This window comes from Pseudomonas sp. IT-P258, from assembly GCF_949767825.1.
Taxonomy (GTDB): Bacteria; Pseudomonadota; Gammaproteobacteria; order Pseudomonadales; family Pseudomonadaceae; genus Aquipseudomonas; species Aquipseudomonas monachiensis.
In genome coordinates, this window is sequence record NZ_CATKPU010000012.1 from 43,711 (window position 1) to 64,716 (window position 21,006).

The 21,006-nt window shown below is 60.4% G+C and carries 23 protein-coding genes and 1 pseudogene; 10 read left to right on the forward strand and 14 right to left on the reverse strand.

Going from position 1 to position 21,006, the window contains the following annotated elements; all coding sequences use genetic code 11:
- Positions 1-87: 87 nt before the first annotated feature.
- Positions 88-492 carry a TraR/DksA family transcriptional regulator gene (locus ACM6G4_RS01395; protein ID WP_007907888.1) on the reverse strand — a complete coding sequence of 135 codons (405 nt, stop codon included), beginning with the start codon at positions 490-492 and terminating at the stop codon, positions 88-90.
- A gap of 370 nt (positions 493-862) precedes the next feature.
- Here ACM6G4_RS01395 and ACM6G4_RS01400 point away from each other — a divergent pair, with 370 nt between their 5' ends.
- The 3 genes from ACM6G4_RS01400 to ACM6G4_RS01410 all read left to right on the forward strand — a co-directional run bounded on the left by ACM6G4_RS01400 (position 863) and on the right by ACM6G4_RS01410 (position 3,729).
- Complete coding sequence (locus tag ACM6G4_RS01400; protein WP_414912870.1) at positions 863-1,468, forward strand: glutathione S-transferase; 606 nt, start codon at positions 863-865, stop codon at positions 1,466-1,468.
- Positions 1,469-1,664: 196 nt separating this feature from the next.
- The gene (locus ACM6G4_RS01405; protein ID WP_046043625.1) at positions 1,665-2,348 is read left to right on the forward strand and encodes a response regulator transcription factor; all 684 of its coding nucleotides are present in this window, start codon (positions 1,665-1,667) and stop codon (positions 2,346-2,348) included.
- Complete coding sequence (locus ACM6G4_RS01410) at positions 2,326-3,729, forward strand: sensor histidine kinase (protein ID WP_056723897.1); 1,404 nt, start codon at positions 2,326-2,328, stop codon at positions 3,727-3,729. Before ACM6G4_RS01405 ends, ACM6G4_RS01410 begins: the two co-directional genes overlap by 23 nt.
- A gap of 122 nt (positions 3,730-3,851) precedes the next feature.
- Here ACM6G4_RS01410 and ACM6G4_RS01415 read toward each other — a convergent pair.
- Positions 3,852-4,031, reverse strand: a pseudogene (locus ACM6G4_RS01415) (SRPBCC family protein); the annotation flags it as partial.
- Positions 4,032-4,060: 29 nt separating this feature from the next.
- Complete coding sequence (locus ACM6G4_RS01420; RefSeq protein WP_046043620.1) at positions 4,061-4,858, reverse strand: SDR family NAD(P)-dependent oxidoreductase; 798 nt, start codon at positions 4,856-4,858, stop codon at positions 4,061-4,063.
- Between the two features lie 289 nt (positions 4,859-5,147).
- Between ACM6G4_RS01420 and ACM6G4_RS01425 the strand changes: the two genes are divergently transcribed.
- Positions 5,148-6,308, forward strand: coding sequence for an RHS repeat-associated core domain-containing protein (locus tag ACM6G4_RS01425; RefSeq protein WP_414912871.1), 1,161 nt, complete (start codon positions 5,148-5,150; stop codon positions 6,306-6,308).
- An 84-nt stretch (positions 6,309-6,392) separates the two neighbouring features.
- Here the strand turns inward: ACM6G4_RS01425 and ACM6G4_RS01430 are convergent, their stop codons facing one another.
- Entirely contained in the window at positions 6,393-6,989 is a 597-nt protein-coding gene (locus ACM6G4_RS01430; RefSeq protein ID WP_414912872.1) for a DinB family protein, read from the reverse strand.
- Between the two features lie 72 nt (positions 6,990-7,061).
- Positions 7,062-8,171, reverse strand: a complete 1,110-nt coding sequence (locus ACM6G4_RS01435) for an NAD(P)/FAD-dependent oxidoreductase (RefSeq protein ID WP_414912873.1) — start codon at positions 8,169-8,171, stop codon at positions 7,062-7,064.
- A 118-nt stretch (positions 8,172-8,289) separates the two neighbouring features.
- On the opposite strand from ACM6G4_RS01435, the gene ACM6G4_RS01440 reads away from it, so the two are divergent.
- A complete protein-coding gene (locus ACM6G4_RS01440) occupies positions 8,290-8,610 on the forward strand; it encodes a DUF2388 domain-containing protein (RefSeq protein ID WP_414912874.1) in 321 nt (106 codons plus the stop codon).
- Between the two features lie 53 nt (positions 8,611-8,663).
- Here the strand turns inward: ACM6G4_RS01440 and ACM6G4_RS01445 are convergent, their stop codons facing one another.
- Complete coding sequence (locus ACM6G4_RS01445; protein ID WP_414912875.1) at positions 8,664-9,596, reverse strand: pyridoxal-phosphate dependent enzyme; 933 nt, start codon at positions 9,594-9,596, stop codon at positions 8,664-8,666.
- A 224-nt stretch (positions 9,597-9,820) separates the two neighbouring features.
- Between ACM6G4_RS01445 and ACM6G4_RS01450 the strand changes: the two genes are divergently transcribed.
- The gene (locus ACM6G4_RS01450) at positions 9,821-10,480 is read left to right on the forward strand and encodes a methyltransferase family protein (RefSeq protein WP_056723888.1); all 660 of its coding nucleotides are present in this window, start codon (positions 9,821-9,823) and stop codon (positions 10,478-10,480) included.
- A 142-nt stretch (positions 10,481-10,622) separates the two neighbouring features.
- On the opposite strand, the gene ACM6G4_RS01455 is transcribed toward ACM6G4_RS01450, so the two are convergent.
- From ACM6G4_RS01455 to ACM6G4_RS01475, 5 genes are all read right to left on the reverse strand, one after another.
- Positions 10,623-11,288, reverse strand: coding sequence for an HAD-IA family hydrolase (locus ACM6G4_RS01455; RefSeq protein WP_414912876.1), 666 nt, complete (start codon positions 11,286-11,288; stop codon positions 10,623-10,625).
- A 60-nt stretch (positions 11,289-11,348) separates the two neighbouring features.
- Positions 11,349-11,756: a response regulator gene (locus tag ACM6G4_RS01460; protein ID WP_414912877.1), complete on the reverse strand. Its 408-nt coding sequence runs from the start codon at positions 11,754-11,756 to the stop codon at positions 11,349-11,351.
- A gap of 145 nt (positions 11,757-11,901) precedes the next feature.
- Positions 11,902-12,186 (reverse strand): pentapeptide MXKDX repeat protein, encoded by a 285-nt coding sequence (locus ACM6G4_RS01465; RefSeq protein ID WP_414912878.1) that lies wholly within the window; start codon positions 12,184-12,186, stop codon positions 11,902-11,904.
- Positions 12,187-12,238: 52 nt separating this feature from the next.
- Complete coding sequence (locus ACM6G4_RS01470) at positions 12,239-13,024, reverse strand: molybdopterin-dependent oxidoreductase (protein ID WP_414912879.1); 786 nt, start codon at positions 13,022-13,024, stop codon at positions 12,239-12,241.
- Positions 13,021-13,638 (reverse strand): cytochrome b/b6 domain-containing protein, encoded by a 618-nt coding sequence (locus ACM6G4_RS01475; RefSeq protein ID WP_056723882.1) that lies wholly within the window; start codon positions 13,636-13,638, stop codon positions 13,021-13,023. The genes ACM6G4_RS01470 and ACM6G4_RS01475 overlap by 4 nt, the downstream gene beginning before the upstream one ends.
- Positions 13,639-13,831: 193 nt before the next feature.
- On the opposite strand from ACM6G4_RS01475, the gene ACM6G4_RS01480 reads away from it, so the two are divergent.
- Positions 13,832-14,773, forward strand: a complete 942-nt coding sequence (locus ACM6G4_RS01480) for a class I SAM-dependent methyltransferase (protein ID WP_056723880.1) — start codon at positions 13,832-13,834, stop codon at positions 14,771-14,773.
- Between the two features lie 85 nt (positions 14,774-14,858).
- Here ACM6G4_RS01480 and ACM6G4_RS01485 read toward each other — a convergent pair whose 3' ends face one another.
- Positions 14,859-15,632, reverse strand: a complete 774-nt coding sequence (locus ACM6G4_RS01485) for a helix-turn-helix transcriptional regulator (protein ID WP_056723878.1) — start codon at positions 15,630-15,632, stop codon at positions 14,859-14,861.
- A 110-nt stretch (positions 15,633-15,742) separates the two neighbouring features.
- Between ACM6G4_RS01485 and ACM6G4_RS01490 the strand changes: the two genes are divergently transcribed.
- Together ACM6G4_RS01490 and ACM6G4_RS01495 are read left to right on the forward strand one after the other, a co-directional pair.
- A complete protein-coding gene (locus ACM6G4_RS01490; RefSeq protein WP_414912880.1) occupies positions 15,743-16,846 on the forward strand; it encodes an extracellular solute-binding protein in 1,104 nt (367 codons plus the stop codon).
- 139 nt (positions 16,847-16,985) lie between these two features.
- The gene (locus ACM6G4_RS01495; RefSeq protein ID WP_414912881.1) at positions 16,986-18,116 is read left to right on the forward strand and encodes a P1 family peptidase; all 1,131 of its coding nucleotides are present in this window, start codon (positions 16,986-16,988) and stop codon (positions 18,114-18,116) included.
- Between the two features lie 306 nt (positions 18,117-18,422).
- Here ACM6G4_RS01495 and ACM6G4_RS01500 read toward each other — a convergent pair whose 3' ends face one another.
- Positions 18,423-19,043, reverse strand: a complete 621-nt coding sequence (locus ACM6G4_RS01500) for a TetR/AcrR family transcriptional regulator (protein WP_414912882.1) — start codon at positions 19,041-19,043, stop codon at positions 18,423-18,425.
- 164 nt (positions 19,044-19,207) lie between these two features.
- Here ACM6G4_RS01500 and ACM6G4_RS01505 point away from each other — a divergent pair, with 164 nt between their 5' ends.
- Positions 19,208-19,648, forward strand: a complete 441-nt coding sequence (locus ACM6G4_RS01505) for a hotdog fold domain-containing protein (protein WP_056723871.1) — start codon at positions 19,208-19,210, stop codon at positions 19,646-19,648.
- 138 nt (positions 19,649-19,786) lie between these two features.
- Here the strand turns inward: ACM6G4_RS01505 and ACM6G4_RS01510 are convergent, their stop codons facing one another.
- A complete protein-coding gene (locus ACM6G4_RS01510; protein ID WP_056723869.1) occupies positions 19,787-20,509 on the reverse strand; it encodes a GNAT family N-acetyltransferase in 723 nt (240 codons plus the stop codon).
- Positions 20,510-21,006: the final 497 nt, after the last annotated feature.

The window sequence follows — 21,006 nt, forward strand, 5'->3', positions numbered from 1 at the left end:
AACAGCGCCCGACTTCAATTAAGTAGGAGCTGCCGCAGGCTGCGATCTTTTCAAGGCAGCCCGGATCAAAGGGGCTGCCTCGCAGAATCAGGCCTGACGCTGGTGCTTGTCGATTTGCTCGTGACGTTCCTGAGCTTCGATGCAGTACTTGGTGGTCGGGCTGATCAGCAGGCGCTTGAGGCCAATCGCCTCGCCGCTGTCGTCGCACCAGCCGAAGCTGTCTTCCTTGATGCGCTCAAGGGCTTGTTCCAACTGAGGCAGCATGCGCTGGTCGCGATCGATCGCATTCACCAGCCAGGTGCGTTCTTCTTCGACCGAGGCCGCGTCTGCCGGATCGGCCGGGGTGTCCAGGCTTTCGATGGCGATGCGGTTCTGCTCGATGCGCTCATGGGTTTCGACTTTCATGTTCTGCAACAGCTCGGAGAAAAAAGCATGTTGCTCGGCATTCATGTAGTCATCCGCCGGCATGGCCAGCAACTTGTCCTTTGTCATTGATATCTCTATAAAAAAACGTGCATTAAGGCGAATAAGGGAGCGTTCCGGCAGACCTGGGCAGGCCATCGGAAAGGCGCCGTTTGTTCCAAGCGCCACCCGGCACTCAATTTACGAGGGGCGGCAGTCTACGGCCGACTTGAGGCCTCAGCAACCGAAAAGACTGCGAATTTGTCCGACAAAGCCCTGAAAATGCTCTAAGGCAGGCTTTGAGGCGGTAATCGGAGTGCGTTTATAGCAAGAAATTCAATCGAGCGGCTGTATATAGAAGACAAACGGCTGGCACCGGGCATTATTCACGGTCATTTGCAGGGCCGCGAACCTCAGCTAAGGTTGTCCCTCCCGAAATGGCCATATAAAGGAAAGGACCATGAAGCTGATCGGTATGCTGGACTCGCCCTATGTCAGGCGCGCCGCCATTTCTGCCAAATGCCTGGGAATCGCGCTGGAACACCGACCGGTCTCGGTGTTCCGCCACTTCGAACAATTCCAGCAGATCAACCCGGTGGTCAAGGCGCCCACCCTGGTGCTGGATGACGGTGAGGTGTTGATGGACTCGACACTGATCATCGACTACCTGGAAACCCTGGCCGGCAACAGCCTGATGCCCGTCGAGCCGGGTCAGCGCCTGCGCGCGTTGCGCCTGATCGGCCTGGCCCTGGCCGCCAGCGAAAAATCCGTTCAGCTTTACTACGAGCGCAACCTGCGGCCCGAGGATATTCAATTCGAGCCCTGGGTACAGCGGGTCGAAGGTCAACTGACGGCAGCCTATTCGGCGCTGGAGCGGGAGCTGGAAAAGCAGCCGTTGAAGACTGGCGGTTCGATTGAGCAGGATGGCATCACCCTGGCAGTGGCCTGGAGCTTCACCAACCTGGTGGTGCCGGACCAGGTGAGTGCGGCGCGGTTTCCGCGGATCGCCGCATTCACGACGTATGCCGAGGGGCTTGAGGTGTTTGTCAGTACGCCGATTGACTGACGGATTCACTTTGCCTGTTCTGCCGTCATCGCGAGCAAGCTCGCTCCCACAGGGAATTGCGGTGAACCGGTAGGTTCAGCGAGCTTGGCGCATTGACCGAAACCCGGTATGTCCATGAACTTTTATTTAGAAAGCCTGCGATCATTTCTTGGCAAAATGCTGCACAACGTTGTGAACATTTAATCAGGCCAGCCCTATGACCCGCATCTTGACCATCGAAGACGACGCCGTGACCGCCCGGGAAATTGTCGCCGAACTGAGTAGCCACGGCCTCGACGTCGACTGGGTCGACAATGGCCGCGAAGGGCTGGAACGTGCGGTCAACGGCAACTATGACCTGATCACCCTCGACCGCATGTTGCCCGAGCTCGATGGCCTGGCGATTGTCACCACGCTGCGGACCATGGGCGTGGCCACGCCGATCCTGATGATCAGCGCACTGTCCGACGTCGATGAGCGCGTACGCGGCCTGCGCGCCGGCGGCGACGACTACCTGACCAAACCCTTCGCCACCGATGAAATGGCCGCCCGGGTCGAAGTCCTGCTGCGCCGGCAGAACACCGTGACCGCCCAGGCCACCACGCTGCGGGTGGCGGATCTGGAGCTGAACCTGATCAGCCACGAAGCCAGCCGCGACGGTCAACTGCTGACGCTATTGCCCACCGAATACAAACTGCTGGAATTCCTGATGCGCAATACCGGGCAAATCCTCTCGCGGATGATGATTTTCGAAGAGGTCTGGGGTTACCACTTCGACCCCGGCACCAACCTGATCGACGTCCACATCGGCCGTCTGCGCAAAAAGATCGACCCGCCTGGCAATGCCCCACTGATTCGGACCGTGCGAGGCTCGGGTTATGTCATTGCCGAACCCGTCTAAAGGCTGGCGTTCTTCCAGCAGCCGTCTGCTGGCGCTCTACAGTTCGCTGTTCGTGATCTGGAGCGGGATCCTCATGGGGGTCATGTACTACGAGGTTTCCGCTTACCTGGACAACCTGGCCAAGCATTCGCTGATGCAACGCCAGCACCTGTTTTCGCGCTTCTCCGGCGAGCAACTGGTGGACGCCCTCGCCGTGAGTATGACCTTCGACATCCGCGGCATCGACGCCTACGGCCTGTTCGATGCCCAACACCGTTATCTCAGCGGCGCCTTGCGCTACATTCCGGACGGCTTGCCGCTCGATGGCAAGATCCACATGCTGCTCGATTGCGATGCCTCCGACGACAGCGACGAACAGACGCTGCCCGCCGACAGTTGCGACGCCGTGGCGACCCGCACCCTCGACGGCCGCTGGCTGGTGCTGGTACGCGACAACGGATCGTTGTTCGCCGTGACCCGGATCATCCTTCACGCCTTGTTCTGGGGTATGACCCTGACCATCGTGCCGGGCATCGTTGGCTGGTATTTGCTGCGCCGCCGGCCGTTGCGGCGCATTCGCGGGATTCAGGCCAGTGCCGAAGCCATTGTCGCCGGCGACCTGAGCCGGCGCTTGCCACTGTCCAATCGGCGTGACGAACTGGACATGCTCGCCGCCATCGTCAACGCCATGCTCGAACGCATCGAGCGCTTGATGAACGAGGTCAAGGGCGTGTGCGACAACATCGCCCATGACCTGCGCACGCCCCTGACCCGTCTGCGCGCGCAGCTTTACCGCATGCAACAGCAAGCCGGCGAAGGCTCGCCGCAGGCCATGCAACTGGACCTGGTACTGGCCGAGGCCGATACGCTGATGGCGCGTTTCCGTGGCTTGCTGCGGATCTCCGAACTGGAGGACCGCCAGCGTCGCTCCGGATTCGTGCAAGTGGACCCGGTGGCGCTGCTGCAAGAACTGCATGAGTTCTACCTGCCCCTGGCGGAAGACGACGACCTGGTGTTCCAGTTGCACCTGCCCGCGTCATTGCCGCCCCTCCATGGCGACCGCGCACTGATGTTCGAAGCGGTGGCGAACCTGCTCAGCAACTCGATCAAATTCACCCCGCCCGGTGGTGCAGTGATTTTGCGCGGGGTCAATGATGGCGGGCACACGCGAATCGAAGTGCTCGACTCCGGCCCGGGCATTCCCGAGGCGGAACGTGAAGCGGTGTTCCAGCGTTTCTACCGCGCCGAAGCGGGCAATCACAAAAGCGGCTTCGGGCTGGGGCTGTCCATCGTCGCGGCGATTGTCAGCCTGCACGGGTTTACCCTGGAGGTGGGCAATAGCGAACTGGGTGGCGCGCGGCTGGTGCTTGATTGTCGGGAGAGTCTGATTCCGCAGGCCTGATAAAAATCTGCCTGAGCGGACACAGTACCTGTGGGAGCGAGCTTGCTCGCGATGACGGTGTATCAGGTAAAGATGTATCGCCTGACACTCCGCTATCGCGAGCAAGCTCGCTCTCACAGGGGTAAGCGCTCGACTACCACCGCGCCATCGCCGGTTTCCAGCCGGCGTACCCGCCCACCTTCACTGAGCTCGCTCTTGGGAATGAACGAAATCCAGTCCGGCAGCGAGTTGAAACCGCCAATCAATTGCCAGACCTGATCGGCCGATGCCTGGACCTCGATCGTTGATGATGCAGTTGCCATGTCGGGGGCTCTCTCAAAGTTTTTGGGGCTCAGATGGCCAGGCTGTCGACGACACCGCCGTCGACCCGCAAGGCGGCACCGGTGGTGGCCGAGGATAACGGCGAAGCGATGTAGGCCACCAGATTGGCGACTTCCTCGACATCCGCCACGCGCTGGATGATCGATGTCGGCCGGGCCTTGCGCACGAACGCATCGGCTTCGTCCCGGGCGCTGCGTCCGGACTCGGCCGTGGCGTCCTTGAGCATGTCTTCCAGGCCATCGGTAAAGGTCGGGCCGGGCAGGATCGCATTGACCGTCACGCCGGTGCCGGCCAGGCGTTTGGCCAGGCCATGGGACACGGCCAGGTTGGCGCTTTTGGTCACGCCATAGTTGATCATGTCCGCCGGGGTCGCCACGCCGGATTCCGAAGACAGGAAGATCACCCGCCCCCAGCCCTGCTTGACCATGTCCGGCGTGTAATGCCGGGACAGGCGCACGCCGGAGATCACGTTGACCTCGTAGAAGCGTGTCCACTCACTGTCCGGGGCGTCGAAGAAATCCACCGTGTTGAAGATCCCTAGGTTGTTCACCAGGATGTCTGCCCGTGGTTCGGCGGCGAACAGTTTTTCGGCGCCCTCAACGGTGCCAAGGTCTGCGGTCACGCCGCGCAACTGCGCACCGGGCACGCTTTGACGAATGCTCGCCATTGCCTGCTCGACCTTGGCCGTGTCGCGGCCGATCACCACCACCGTGGCGCCTGCCTCGGCCAGTGCCTTGCTGATGCCCAAGCCGATGCCGGCGGTGCTGCCGCTGACAATTGCGAGTTTTCCGCTCAAATCGATTTTCATGCTCAAGCTCCAATGAGGGGATAACGGAGTGCGCTCGGACGCCGCGCAAAAGGATCGGGAAGAGTGTAGCGGCCGCCCGGGTCAAGAGACTGTTCACTCGTTTTGAAGGGATTGTTCAGCGGATGCCAGTGTTACTTCATGAAAGCTGCAGACCTTACTGCGGAGAGGAACTTGCGCCCTCGCCAGATGTATCCAAGTGTGGCCTACCTATCAGTTCTGATAGTTCCAACCGGTTGCATAGCCGTCAATACTGAGCGGTCTGCACTTGGTTCTTTCGGAGCACTCGCCCATGTCATCCTCACACGAAACCGTACTCTGCCAGTATCGCTACGATGCCCTCGACCGGTTGATCGAATGTAGTCCACAGCAAGCACCACAACATCAGCGCTTCTACTGTAAAAGCCGGCTTGCGACCGAGATACAGGGTGCGATACAGCACTCCATCATTCAGCACGGCGACTTGCTGCTTGCACAGCAACACTGCGAAGGTAATGAACGCAATGCACACTTGCTGGCAACCGACCAACAGCGTTCGGTGTTGCACATACTCAATGTGAATCCGCAGCCAAAACCCATCGCCTATTCACCCTTCGGACACCGCCACCCTGAAAACGGATGGCTTGGTCTTTTGGGATTCAATGGCGAACGGCCCGATCCGGTGACCGGGCATTATTTGTTGGGGAATGGATATCGGGCTTTTAATCCGGTGTTGATGCGATTTAATAGCCCCGATAGCTGGAGTCCGTTCGGAGATGGAGGATTTAATGCGTATGCGTATTGTGCGGGCGACCCCATAAACAGATCAGACCCTGGCGGGCATAAATTTTATAAACTGATTCATGCATTTGACCTAACCAACCACACATCCACGTTCCACTATGGCCAACTATTCGCGACAAACAAAGCAGTCAAAACCCCAATTCACGCTAAAAACGCCGCAGACCAAATAAACAAAATGACAGAATATCTAAAATCCACAGGAAAAAGCGCCACATTAATATCCGACTTCAAACTAAGAAAAAGTTTCAGCATTTTTGAATCACCCACGCTTCATCTAGAAGCGCTCACTCGAAAAAAAATATATTCATCCGGGCTTTCAATGAATGAAATTCCACCAAAACTACACAATCATCAATCTGGCCGCGCCTTCCCTGACCACCAGCACAATATGTCACCGAGTCAATTATCCGACCAAATCAACTTGATGGAATACATACATGGAAGTCCAGCATCTTCAAAGCATGATTGGAATATCAGACTCAATGAGGCCGCAGAACACCAAACACACCTCATGAAAAACGGTACAGAAGTACCATTAAACATGGAGCTTGCAAAAAGGTACCGTGAAAAATTAAATGGCATCAGGAAAGGCAGTGATAGATTAAAACTCAAGAAAACCAGAGATGAAATCTTCAAAAGCCATTTCTATATTGATTATTACTATAGTTAAACCTGCAGCACCCACCAAGTTTGGGGATCTGCTATTTTCGCCATATCCCGAACGATCTGTGCCAAGTGGGCATGATTCAACTGATCAACGATACCGATCCGGCAAAACACTCGTCGCACTGGAAAATTGCACAGCACATGGCGGCGCCACTATCGGGGCATTGATCGACTGCAGGAACACCGGCTCGGAGTCGCGCAGGTACACCGGCATGTCGGTCACCGGTGGCATGGCCGGAATCTCGAAGTACATCTGCACCACCCAGCCACGGTGATAGCTGGCGTGGTTGACCACGTGCATCAGCATCGCGCCGGCGCTCATGGTGCCGCTTTCGCCTGAGACAAAGGTGAATTCCAGGGGCTTGTCCAGGGAGGCATCGGTTTGCCGGGCGCTCCAGTCGCAGTACCAGCGATCGATGGCTTTTTGCGCCATGCGCAGTTCGGACAGATCGGCATGCAGCAGGTCGTGCGAGGTCTTGAAGCCATGCCCCCGGCCTTCGAGGTGCGCCTGCCAGATGCAATCGACCACGTAGACGTGATTAAGGATGCCGATCATGTTTTTGAACACCGACACCCGTTCTTTTTTGACTTCGCCCGGAGGGAGCGCCGCGAGGCTGTCAAAGAGGCGCTGATTGGCCCAGCGTTTGTAATCGGCCAGCAGGCAGGCAGTGCGTACGGTGATCATCAGAGTTCTCCGATGGCGGTAAGCGCACCCACTAGCATAGACCCGATGGCCGCCCGGCAGTGCCAGCCCTGATCATCGGTCGTCCAGGCGTTTCACCACGTGTTCGGCGAGTGCCAGGCAACTGGTCAGTCCCGGTGATTCGATGCCGAACAGATTGACCAGCCCCGGCACCCCATGTTCGGCGCGAGCGCTGATGAGAAAGTCGGCAGCCGGCTCAGTCGGCCCACTGATTTTCGGGCGAATGCCGCTGTAGGCCGGTTGCAGGCTGTTGTCCAGCAAACCCGGCCAATAGCGGCGGATCGCCTGATAGAAGCCCTCGGCCCTGTGAGGCTCGACGCGGTAATCGATGTGCTCGACCCATTCGACATCCGGGCCGAAGCGCGCCTGCCCGCCAAGGTCCAGGGTCATGTGCACACCCAGTCCGGCGCTCTCCGGGGCCGGATACACGAGGTGGAGAAACGGCGCCCGGCCACTGAAACTGAAATAACTGCCCTTGCACAGATACGCCCGGGGAATGAATTGCCCAGGCAGTCCGACGATGCTGCTTGCCACCTCGGGAGCGGACAGTCCCGCGCAGTTGATCAATTCGCGGCAGCACAGCGTCATGGGTTGGTTGCCGCCCATGTGCAGCTCGAAACCCCGTTCGATGCAACGGGCCGACAGCAACGGCGTATGCAAGGCCAGCGTGGCGCCGAGCCTCTGGGCATCGCCCTGGAGCGCCAGCATCAGCCCGCGGGAGTCGACGATGCCGGTCGACGGCGACCACAGCGCCGCGACGCAGGACAACGCCGGTTCAAGCTCCCGGGCCTGCGGGCCATCGAGCCATTGCAGGTCATCGACACCATTGACACGCCCCTGCTGCAACAGACGCTGCAAAGCCGCGCGCTGCTGCTCGTCGGTGGCCACGATCAGCTTGCCCACGCGCCGGTAATCGACACCGTGCTCATCGCAATAGGCGTAGAGACGCTGCTTGCCCTCCACGCACAACCGCGCCTTGAGGCTGCCGCCCGGGTAATAGATGCCGGCGTGAATCACTTCCGAGTTACGCGAACTGATGCCCGTGCCGATACCCCCTCCGGCCTCTACCACCAGCACTTCCCGCCCGCTCCTGGCCAGCGCCCTGGCCACCGCCAGCCCGACCACGCCGGCCCCGACTACCACGCTTTGAATATCGACGTTCAACGACCTTGCCTCCCTCTCAGCCCGTTCCTCGCTAATGCCAGGGAACTCTCGGCGACCGTCACGCATCCTAAACTATGTGGTACTTCCCTTATGCTTCATGCTGTCGGAGGACACCGTCATGCGCCGGATGTTTATCATTTCTTCCCTGGTACTTTGTTTACCCTTCGGCTCGGCTCTGGCCAAAGTGGATGCGGGTGACGTCGCCACTTCCGCCGGGGTTTCCGCCTCGCTGTACTCGACATTCAAAGACGACAAACTGATGATTCCCGCCCGGGATGACGCTTCCAGCTTCGTCGCCAGCGGCGGTGCGATTCGTGGTGCTTACCTGGAGGCGCTGTTGAAAAAGGTCCGCCAGGACAATCCCGCCCTCAACAACGCAAGCGACGAAGACCTGGCCCGCGCCATTCTCGTCCAGGAGGGCGTTGCCACCGATCACTGAAGATCGTCATCGCCAGCGGTGGGGCTTGTGACACCGGGATAGCGTTTCCAGCCCTACCTGGCGTGCGTGCCAGTGGACAATCGTGCCCACCCGGCCACGAGTTGCGCGTTGATACTCACCCCGCCGCACACCACGATCACCACGTCATTGGCATCGGCAATCGCCGGGTGATCCAGGTAGGCAATCGCCAACGAAACCCCGCACGCCGGTTCGACCAGCTGACGCAAATCATTGGCGTAACGCACCACGCCCATGATCGCCTCATCATCGCTGAGCACCACGCACTCATGGGAAAAATCGCTGATGTGCCTGACCGGCCAGGCGGCCACTTGCGCGGCGCCCAGGGACGTGGCGACCGTGTCGATTTTCGCCAGTTTGACCGGGTGCCCGGCCGCCACCGCCGCGGCGAACGACGCCGCGCCTTCCGTTTCGCAGGCTACGATGCGGCAATCGGTGTGCCGATGACGAATCAGGCCGGTGAGCAGCCCCGCCAGCAAGCCACCACCGCCCACCGATGTCACCAGCACATCCACTGGCGGGCAGTCTTCAAGGATTTCATCGACCATGGTGCTGTGTCCTTCCCACAACAGCGGATGGTCGAAGGCCGGCACAAATTCACTGCGTGGGTCCTGGGCGAGTTCCCGGGCCCGTTGATTGGCTTCGTCCCAGACCTTGCCGTGGACGATCACCTCGGCGCCGGTATTGCTGATCCGCGCCCGGGTGCTTTGCGCGGTGGTATTCGGCACCACGATGCATGCCTTGAGCCCCAGGCATGCAGCGGCCATGGCCGTGGCCAGTCCCGCGTTACCGCCGGAGGGACAGACCACCTTGCGCTTGCCCTGCTGCGCCGCCCGGCTGCACAGCAAGCCGATGCCGCGTATTTTGAACGAGCCGCCAGGTTGCAGGTTTTCCAGTTTCAGCCAGATTCGGCGGGTCGGGGTCGAGAGGCCAGGGTGCAGGATCAAAGGCGTGCGGATGTGAAGCATACAGGCTCCTGTTTCACGCCACCGGCTCGCCGAACAGATCAACGAACCAGCGGTGAACGGTCCTCTCATGCAAGTTTAGTTCACGCGGCCTCGGGGCGACCGTCTCAGCGGCCTGGCGCAGGTGCAGGCCGCGATCTTTTACCCATGGAAACTCGAAGGCCAATGAACGATCAAAAGATCGCAGCCTACGGCAGCTCCTACGTAAGCCAATTCGTGGAGGCACCATGAAAATCTCGGTCAAACTGGCGTTTTTCGCCGTCGTCAGCACCCTCGCCTACCTCACCCTGGCGATCTGGGGGCTGGGTGGTTTCGCAGCCTTTTTCAGCCACGGCTCACTGGTTGTCGTTGCCCTGGCCACCCTGATCATGGCTGTCGCATCACTGTTCACCGAGGTCAACCTGAGTTCAGGGGAACGCGAAGACCGGGACAACCGCTGGGTCATCCCGGCCTTCGGCGTGATCGGGTTGCTGAGCGGTTTTCTGCCGGCCTATACCGACCGCATCGATTTCTGGACCTTTGGCGGTGAAGGCGTGCGCTGGCTCGGCGCACTGTTGTTCATCGTCGGCGGCGCGCTGCGGTTGTGGCCGGTGTTTGTGCTGGGCAAGCGCTTCAGTGGGCTGGTGGCCATTCAGCCGGGGCACCGACTGGTCACGGAGGGGATCTACCGCAACCTGCGCAACCCCAGTTATCTGGGGATGATGGTCATCGGCATGGGTTGGGCGCTGGCCTTTCGTTCGGGGGTCGGGCTGATATTGGTGGCGCTGACGCTGATCCCGCTGATCGCGCGCATTCACTCGGAAGAAGCCTTGCTCAGGGCGCAGTTCGGCAGTGAGTACGAGGCCTATTGCGCCCGCAGCTGGCGGTTGATCCCTAAAATTTACTGAAGCGTCGATCACAAAAAGTGCAGGCAACACATTAAAAGTGTGGGAGCGGGCTTGCTCGCGAAAGCGGAGTATCAGTCGACATTGCAATTGCCTGACAAACCGCCTTCGCGAGCAAGCCCGCTCCCACAGGGGAATGTTTCGTTCACAAAAGCTGCAAACGAATCAGACCGCCGGCATCCACGCTCGCGACAACCATGTCATAACCCGCCAACGTCCCATGCAACGTCTCGATCGGCTGCTCATGGGTCGCCGTGACAATCATCAAGTTCGCCCCCGCTGCCTCGGCCGCCAGAATCCCCACCGTGGCATCTTCAAACACCAGGCACTGCCCAGGCTCGACACCCAGGCGTCGGGCCGCGAGGCGGTAACCGGCGGGGTCCGGTTTGCCGGCAGTCACATCCTCGGCGGTGATCATGACGGCAGGCTCGGGAATCCCTGCCGCCGCCATCCGCCGCAACGCCAATTCCCGCGGGGCGGAAGTGACGATCGCCCACTGGCTGAGGGGCAAGGACCGCAAGAATTTCGCCGCGCCTGCCACTTCCAGTACCCCGTCGACGTCGACGATTTCCGCTTCGGTAATCCAGGCGGCTTCGACCTCGGCATCCACACCGGGCAAGCCCAGGCGCCTGATGGTGTCGATGGCGCGGGCACCGTGAATGGTCGGCAGGAAGGTCTCGACATCGACACCATGGCGCACGGCCCAGGTGGTCCAGACCCGCTCGGCGGCGGCGATGGACGTCAGGACGGTGCCGTCCATGTCGAACAGAAAGGCACGGTAGGTCGAGTTGAAAACAGAGTGATCGGACAAGGAAAGGAGCCTCGCAGGTGCCGGACGGATTTGCCCGGCAATGTAGCACCTGCGCGCAGTTCAGTTGAGTCGTTTGGACTTGAAGGTCTGGTCCACGCAATCGAGCAACCCGCCAATCATCCAGGGTTTCTTGATGAAAGAGACCTCGTGCCGCACGCCTGCGCTTTCAGGGGTTTCGAAACCGGACATGATCATGATCGGCTTCTCCGGCCACCGATCACCGAACTGGTTGGCCAGGTCCGCGCCGTTGAGCCTGCCGGGCATGGTGATGTCTGTCAGCAGCATGTGCACTTGCGGCGCATGCTGCTCCAGATAGATCGCTGCCGCGTCCGCACTGAGTTGCGGTTCGACGACAAAACCTTCCTCCTGAAGAATCTCACAGAGAAACTCCAGGATCAGCGGGTCGTCCTCAACCACCAGAATCAACCCGCCAGGAAGATCCCCACCCGCCGTCGGTACTCGACTCATGACCGTGCCGCTCCCTGATTGCCTCAATGAATTCGCGGGTACTAATCCGCCACCTAAAAGGTATGAGCAGCGGACTCGACGGAAATTCATTTTTGATACAGCGGATCGACAACAGGAAAAACCACAGTTTTTGTGTTGCCTTTGATTATTGCGACATGGCGTCTTTGCTCATGCTGTCCCTGGACATGGCGTCTTTTTTCATCGCGTCCCTGGACATTGCATCCTTGGACATACCGTCTTTGGACATTGCGTCCCTGGACATCGAATCGGTCTTCTTCATTGCATCCTTGGACATGGCGTCTTTGGACATGGCGTCCTTGGACATCGAATCCTTGCTCATGCTGTCGTTGCTCATGGTGTCAGCAGCGAACACAGAGGCGGCACCAACGGCCAGGCACATGGACAGAACAACAGTGGTCAACTTTTTCATGATGAAACTCCTTGGAGCGTGGGTTGTGGGGTGTGAAATAGCCAGGCACCCGTCAGCTGCCACCGAACCAGTTGTAGCCCTGGTCTTCCCAGTAGCCGCTGCTGTAGGTGTTGCTGACGAAAATCGCCTGAATGTGTTTGGGGTTCTTGTAGCCAAGCTTGGTGGGCATGCGCAGCTTCATCGGGAAGCCGTATTCTCGCGGCAGCACTGCGCCGTCCCAAGTCAGTGCCAGCAGGGTCTGCGCGTGCAGCGCGGTGGCCATGTCGATGCTGGTGTAGTAGTCGTCGGCGCATTTGAAACCGACATATTTGGCGTCGGTGTCGGCGCCGATGCGCTTGAGGAAATCGCTGAAGCGCACGCCACCCCAACGCCCGATCGCGCTCCAGCCTTCGACACAAATGTGCCGGGTGATCTGCTCGGTCTGGGCCATGGCCCGCAGTTCTTCGAGGCGCCAGCTGCGCTTGTCGGCGACCAGGCCGGTGACTTCCAGGCGATAGTCCTCCTCATGCACCGTCGGCGCCTCGTCGATGCCGTAGAAGGCATTGAAGGGAAACGGCCGGGTGATCATCGATTCGGGATAGGTGGGCGCCATCGCGTTGGGGTTGAACAGCCAGCCCTGCACCCGGTCGTTGAAGCGCGACATGGTTGAAAGCGCGGTCTCGACGCTGTCGTTGTCGGTGATATTGCAACCGGACAACATCGCTACGCCGCCTAGGGTCAGGCCGCGCAACAGGAACGAGCGGCGCGAGTGGTCTTCGATCTGCGGGGCGAGGATCTTGCGGGCGTCGGTGAGGATCGACGCCTCGTCCAGTCCGGGTACCTGAATGCGCTTTTTCATACCTGCTCCTTGCGGCCGACGATCATGGCCAACAGCGTTTTCGGAACCAGTGCGACCATCACCAGATGCACCGCCACAAAGGCCACCAACAGAGCCATGGCGAAGAAGTGCACACGGCGTGCGCCTTCGTATCCCCACAGCAACTCACGCAACAGCGGGAACTGCACCGACTTCCACAGCACCAGCCCGGAGAGCACCAGCAGGAGGATGTCGACCATCACGAACAGGTACGCAACACGCTGCACCTGGTTGTAATGCGAGAGGTCGGCATGGCTCAGTTTTCCGCGTAATGCGGCCCCGAGGTCATGCAGCACAGCTTTGGGCGAGACCGGGAAGAAACGCCGCTTCAGGCGTCCGCTGAACAGGTTGAATGCCAGGTAGATCAAGCCGTTGATCGCCAGGAACCACATCGCCGCGAAATGCCATTGCAGCGCACCACCCAGCCAGCCGCCGAGGGTGATCGACTTGGGAAAGCTGAAGTCGTAGATCGGCGAAGCGTTGTAGATGCGCCAGCCGCTGGTGACCATTACCAGCACCGCCAGGGCGTTGAGCCAATGGGTCAGGCGTAGCCAGCGTGGATGAGTGGACTTGGGTGAAGCAGTGGTCTGCGACATGTCCGGCTCCGGATTGTTGTTGTTCGTTGGGGCCGAGTATGGGAGCCGGAAGATCGCCAAATCCTCACGTAAAGTTAAATTAAACGTGATAACTCGCATCCGAATGCCCCCCCGCTCCCACAAGGTTTTGTGTGGTCCGCCGAATGCGCAATTATGGTTAAATGCCGCCCCCACAAATGATCGACACGACCCGATGAACCCTGAAGCCCTCGCCACCCTCAACCAGCACCTGCTGACCGCCCTGGCAGCCGCCCCCGCCGAAACCCGCCGCCTGTTTCACGGCCGTGGCCGCTGCTGGCCGGGGCTGGAGCAAGTGACCGTGGACTGGTTGCAGGGCGTGGTGCTGGTGGCGCTGTTCAAGGAGCCGGAAGCGGCGCAACTGGAAGACCTGAAGCAGGTGCTGATGGCGATCACCCAGTCTGAGCAGTGGGCAAAATCCGGCGCCCATACCCTGTTGCTGCAACACCGCTACCTGCTGCAAAGCACCACCGAGTGGCTGCTCGGGGACGTGATCGAGGAAATGACCATCACCGAGGGTGGCCTGAAGTACCGGGTGGACTTGGGCCGCAAACAGAACACCGGGCTGTTCCTCGACATGCGCTACGGCCGCGACTGGGTCCGCGCCAATGCCGAGGGCAAGCGGGTATTGAACCTGTTCGCCTACACCTGCGGTTTCTCGGTGGCGGCCATCGAAGGCGGTGCGAGCCACGTGGTCAACCTCGACATGTCGAGCCCGGCCTTGAACCGTGGCCGCGACAACCACCGGCTCAACGGCCACGACATGAGCAAGGTCGGTTTCCTCGGCCACGACCTGTTCAAATCCTGGGGCAAGGTGATCGGCAAGGGGCCGTACGACCTGGTGATCATCGACCCGCCGTCGTTCCAGAAAGGCAGCTTCCTGCTGACCAAGGACTACCAGCGCGTACTGCGTCGGTTGCCGGAATTGCTCAGCCCTCAAGGTACCGTGCTGGCGTGCATGAACGACCCGGCGTTTGGTGCCGACTTCCTGATCGAGGGCGTGACCCGCGAAGCGCCGAGCCTGCGGTTTGAACAGCGGCTGGAGAACCCGCCGGAGTTTCCGGATGCTGATGTGGAGTGTGGGTTGAAGGCGTTGGTGTTCAAGCTGCAGAGCTGAAAGATCGCAGCCTGCGGCAGCTCCTACGGGCCTGTGCATTCCCCTGTAGGAGCTGGCGAAGCCTGCGATCTTTTTGACTTGGATCTCAACGCGGCCGCAACACCAGCGCAAACAACTCGCCATGCCCGTTCACGTTGAGCTTGTGATAGAGATTGCGCCGATGCACCTTCACCGTTTCCGGGGAGATGCCCATTTGCTGGGCGATGGCCTTGCTGGAGAAGCCCTGGAGAATCAGGCGCGCGGTTTCGATTTCCCGCAGGGTCAGGCGTGCGTCGAAGCGATCGAGCAAGGTCGCCAGATCGCCGGCCGGTAGTTCGGCGGCCGGCCCTTCCGGTGGCAGCAAATCCAGGTGTCGGCGCATCGCCGCCAGCACCCAGTCACGCACGCACAGCAGGCGGCCCTGCTCTTCGAGGCTGAAGCGTGTCGCACGTCCCAGGGACAGGCCAAGCACGGCACCATCGACGTTGACCATGAACTGCAACTCGTCGCCACCGACCACGGTGCTGAAGTAACTCAGGTAGTACTCGCTGTGCTGGAACTGGTCGGGGGCCACCGATTCGAGGCTGTGCAAACCGTCGGCGATACCCGCACAGGCGGCTTGATAGAACGGGTCGAGCAGGTACATGCCGGCGCGGTAGTCCGCCAGTTCTTCATGTTCTTCGGTGGTGCCCTTGGCATCGAAGTCAATCAGCAGGCGCGGCACATGCCCCGGGCGCATCAGCGCCACCAGCGCGTTATCCAGCGGCACCAGCAAGCGCAGGGTATCGACCAGCGCGCGCCAGAAGCCGTCCCGCCCCACCGCCGTGAAGACCCGCGCCAGCCCCTGGTGCACCGGCAACTCTTTCAACAACGCGTCCACGCACTACCCCTTTTGAGTAACCCATGATGGGAATGGGTGAAAGCCACCCCGGTCGATACGCTGCAAACTCCTGATTACCACCGGCCGCAACAGGCCAGGAGTGCCGCATCATGAGTCGTCACCGCTTGTATTTCAATCTGGGGTTTGGCGCCTGTCTGGCGGTTTCGCTGTCGGCTTTTGCGGTCGAAGCCCCGACGGTGCACGTGTACAACTGGTACGACTACATCGGCCCGACCACCTTGCAGGACTTCAAGCGTGACACCGGGATTGCGCCGGTCTACGACACCTTCGACAGCGCCGAAGTGCTGGAAGGCAAGTTGCTCACCAGCCGCAGCGGCTACGACGTGGTGGTGGCCAGCAACTTCAGCTTGCCCACGCTGATCAAGGCCGGCGCCCTCGCCCCTCTGCCCCGTGCGCAGATGCCGGACTTCAAGAACATGGACACCGAACTGCTGGCGAAACTGGCCAACAACGATCCGGGCAACCAGTACGCCGTACCCTATCTGTGGGGCACCAACGGCATCGGCTACAACATCGACAAAGTCCGCGCAGCGCTGGGTGACAAGGCGCCGGTGGATTCCTGGGACCTGGTGTTCAAGGAAGAGAACCTGGCCAAGCTCGGCGAATGCGGCGTGGCCATGCTCGACTCGCCGTCGGAGATGCTGCCGGTCGCCCTGCACTACCTCGGCCTGCCGCCCAACAGTACCAACCCCGAGGACTACAAGAAGGCCGAAGCACTGCTGCTGAAACTGCGCCCGCACATTGCCTACTTCAACTCATCGAAATTCATCAGCGACCTGTCCAACGGCAACATCTGCGTGGCGGTGGGCTGGTCCGGCGCGATGCTCGAAGCCAAGAGCAACGCCGAACAGGCCGGCAACGGCGTGAAGATCGCCTACAGCCTGCCCAAGGAAGGCGCGCCGGTGTGGTTCGACACCCTGGTGCTGCTCAAGGACGCACCGCACCCGGAACAAGGCATGGCCTTCATCGACTACCTGATGCGCGCCGAGGTCATCGCCCCGGTCAGCGACCACCTCAACTACCCCAACGGCAACCGCAGCGCGACCACACTGGTGGCCGAGGCAACCCGCAGCAACCCGGCCGTCTATCCGCCCGCCGAAGCCATGGCCACCTTGTTCACCCTCCAACCCCTGCCGCCGGCTACCGAGCGCGTGCGCACGCGGATCTGGAGCAAGGTCAAGAACGGTCAGTAGGAGCTGCCGAAGGCTGCGATCTTTTGATCTTGAAAGATTGCGGATCGACAAAAACAAAAAATCAAAAGATCGCAGCCTTCGGCAGCTCCTACAGGTGTTGACCGCATTTTTCTGCCAAAAATTGAAAATGAGAAAACCCATGAAACCACGCGCCCGCGACCTCAACATCCAGTTCGGCCAACTGCAACCCGGTCCGCTCAATGCCATCACCGACGTCCCTGGCGTACGGGTCGGCCACAGCGATGTACGAGGCCGCACCGTCAATGGCCGCGATATCCTCACCGGCGTCACCGTCATCGAACCCCGGGCCGGTTCCACCAGCCAGCAACCCTGCTTTGCCGGTGTGCATGTGCTCAACGGCAATGGCGATGCCACGGGGCTGGAGTGGATTCGCGAGGCCGGCTTGCTGACCAGCCCCATCGCCTTCACCAACACCCACAGCCTGGGCGTGGTGCGCGACGCACTGATCGTGCTCGACCGCGAGCAGCAACCGGATGACGGGCGCCTGTACTGGAACATGCCGGTGGTGCTGGAAACCTTCGATGGCTTGCTCAACGACATCAACGGCTTTCACGTCAAGCCGGAACACGTGGCCCAGGCCGTGCATTCGGCGGTGGGCGGCCCGGTGGCCGAAGGCAATGTCGGCGGTGGCAGCGGCATGATCTGCCACGAATTCAAAGGCGGTATCGGCACCGCGTCGCGCCGCTTGAACAGCGACCAGGGCGGCTGGACAGTCGGCGCAATTGTCCAGGCCAACCATGGTATTCGCAATGAATTGCGCGTCGATGGCTACCCGGTCGGGCGCTACATGGAACAGGTCGATTCGCCATTCCTCAAGGCCTCGCTGCCCCATCCGGGCATGGGTTCGATCGTGGTCTGCCTGGCCACCGATGCGCCGTTGCTCCCACATCAGTGCACCCGTCTGGCTCAACGCGCCAGCCTCGGCCTGGCCCGCACCGGCGGCGGCAATGAAGACCACAGCGGCGACATCTTCATCGCCTTCGCCACCGGTAACGATCACGTGCCACCGGCCGCCTACGAGAGCAAGAAAGCGCCGACCACTCACAACCTGAGCATGGTCAACAACGACCACATCAGCGAGCTGTTCCTGGCCGCCACCGAAGCCGTGGAAGAAGCCATCATCAATGCCCTGCTCGCCGCCGAAACGGCCGAAGGCAACGGACATGGGGTGCAAGGGCTGGATGCCGAGACCTTGCTCAAGGCATTGCGCCGCGCCGGCTGGCCGGGGGACACGACTAGCGGTACTTGAGTAAAACACTAGGTCTTTTTAGGATGAACTTACGCAGCCGCCTGTTTGTGCAAGCCGCTGCGTAGGTGGTGAGTGCACTGAACCCCTACCAAGCTCACCGCTTGTTTCACGCGCATCTTGAGCCTCACGGCTCCACTTCCTCCCCATCAAGAGCTTTGAGGCTCTTTTTTAACCTCCGAAAACCATCTTCCTATCAATACATCTCCAATGTAGGAGCGGGCTTGCTCGCGAAGGCGTCGTGTCAGTCGCCATGAATGTTGGCTGACACACCGCTTTCGCGAGCAAGCCCGTTCCTACAGGGGAAAGTCATTGTGTTTCGGTGGTGCACAACGACCGCCACGCCGCCTCCGCCAGCATGTCCCGATAGGCCTTCGGGCTGCCCTTGACCCGGCCCGACAACCAGGCGCGGCAGTAACTGTCTGCCTGGCCGACGATCAGCGACGGGATCAGCTCCGCCGGAAAACGCCCCAGCTCATTACCCTGCGCGCCCAGCCACTCCAGCAACTGCTTGTTGCGCGTCTTGTTGCGGGTGGCGAGTTCGTCCTTGAACGGCCCCTTGGTGACGGCAAACCGTGCGTGGTACTGGAACCGCGCCCACTCCGGCTGGCTATCGACCCAGTCCACATAGCTGTGCACCAGCGCATGCACCCCGGCTTGAGCGGTGTGTGCGTCAGCCAGGTAGCTGTCACGCAAGCGGGCCTGATCATCGAGGGCGGTAAAAAACAGCGCCGCCACCAGGCCTTCCTTGTTGCCGAAATGGTGATAGATCGCGCCGACGCTGGTATCGCATTCGGCGCGGATCATTTCGATGGTGGTGGCCTCGATCCCCTGTTCGTTGAACAGGCCCAGGGCCTTTCTGAAGATGTCGCGCTTGAGTTCGGCGCGTCGTCCGGGGTAGCAGCGTTCGAGCAGATCGGCGGTTTCCATGCGCAAGGACAGTCCGGAAGAGTCATGGGTGGAGGCTGGCGGTGGCCAGCAAACAAGTGGCGCTAGGTTGACAGATTTCCCTTCGACAGAATACTGTTCCGTCACAGAACATTATTCTGTTAAAGAATATTGTTCTGCAACCGTTATCCTCAAGAGGCAAAAAAATGAGTCAGTTCCTCAGCATGTTCAACAGCGCAGGCCCGCAAGCATTCAGCAAAATGGCCTGCCAGGTGGCGCCCTACTTCTCCACCATCAACCCGTTGGTCAAGGATTTGCGCAAAGGCAGCGCCACCGTTCACGTGCCGTTTGCCCGGGAGATCACCAATCATTTGGGTACGGTGCATGCGATTGCCATGTGCAACGCCGCCGAACTGGCCGCCGGGATGATGACCGACGTTTCCATTCCCGCCGGCGCACGCTGGATTCCCAAAGGCATGACCGTGGAATACCTGGCCAAGGCCAAGAGCGATGTGACGGCGGTGGCCGAAGGGGAGACGGTGGACTGGACCACCGAAGGCGACAAGATCGTGCCGGTGGATATTCACGACGCCGAGGGCAAGAAGGTGTTCACGGCGCGGATAACCATGAATGTGAAGCTGGCCTAAACGCTGACCGCGGTTAAATGTGGGAGCGGGCTTGCTCGCGAAGGCGGTGTGTCAGCCAACATTTTAGGCGACTGATACGACGCCTTCGCGAGCAAGCCCGCTCCCACAGGGGGATTTGTGGTGTTTAGGAGAGTACGGTCAGACCAGGCGCAATCGAGGTCCGCTAGCCGGCACCGCATCGTCCCCCAACCGCCCACGCACAAATTCATTGGCCTTGCGCGTCAACTGGTCCAGATGCCGGTCGCGTTGTTTTTCCGCGTCGGTCATGGCCCGCTTGCCATGCTTTTGCAGCAGGTAGGTATGAATCTGTCGCACCTCCAGCGAACTGTAGATCGACGCCACATCCAGCAGTGCCATCAAGCCATCGGTGGCGTGGTCGCGGGTGTTCATCAACACTTGGGTCGCACGCACGCCCACCACCTCAAAACCCATCGCCTCGAAATACGGCACCTTGGCCACCGCACAGGTCAGCTCGGCATGGGGATAGCGACCGACCACTTCCCGCAGCATCCGCCGGGCCACGCCCTGGCGCCGATACTCGGCCTGCACCGCCATGTACGCCACGCCGCAGGCCTCGGGGTCATCCTGCACCGGCAGGTACAGCACAAAGCCCGTCACCGTTTGCGGATCGTCTTCGTCGGTGGCGACAATCAACTCCACGGCAATGCCTTTTTCACCGTTCAGCGCCTCCAGATACAGGTGCACCTCATAGCCGATCGCGTATTGGTAGAGGTTGTACAGCAGGTTGCTGGGCGGGATCGCGACCATGCTGATGTCGGTCAGGTTGTCGACCACCATCTGCAGGATCTGGCTATTGATGTGCTCGGGGCATGGGGTCTTGAAGTGGCTAATCAGGGGCATTGCGGTGACAGGCTCCGGGAGGCGAGGACCGCCTATCATAGCGCGCCTGGCACCTGTGGTCCGAAGGGTGATGGACAGACATCCCCCATTGACGGCCCATGCGCATCGCCGGCGGACGCCTGGTTGCGTTTTCGAGGCTGACAACAGCGACTCCGGCACACATTGTGCTGGATGAACGTGCCTCTTCGCGATCAGGCCCGCTCCCTCAGGGGACTGCGGTTTTGCCCACTCCTCGATCTTCTGTGGGAGCTCGCCTGCTCGTGAAAGCGCCCACCACCACTCCGGACCGGGATGTGAGTGGGGGGAAATGGGTGGGTCAAAGCCCCCAACTTTGAGGATTCCCACCCATTGCATCTTTAGGACCAAAGTCCAAAACGCCAGTCTTTTGATATCAAACAGTTTTTTGTCTTCCCCCGGACCTTCCGGAGATTGGCGCACCTCTTGCAGCGAGCCAATGGCCAACATCAGCCACACCGGCGCGCCCCCGAGGGGAACAA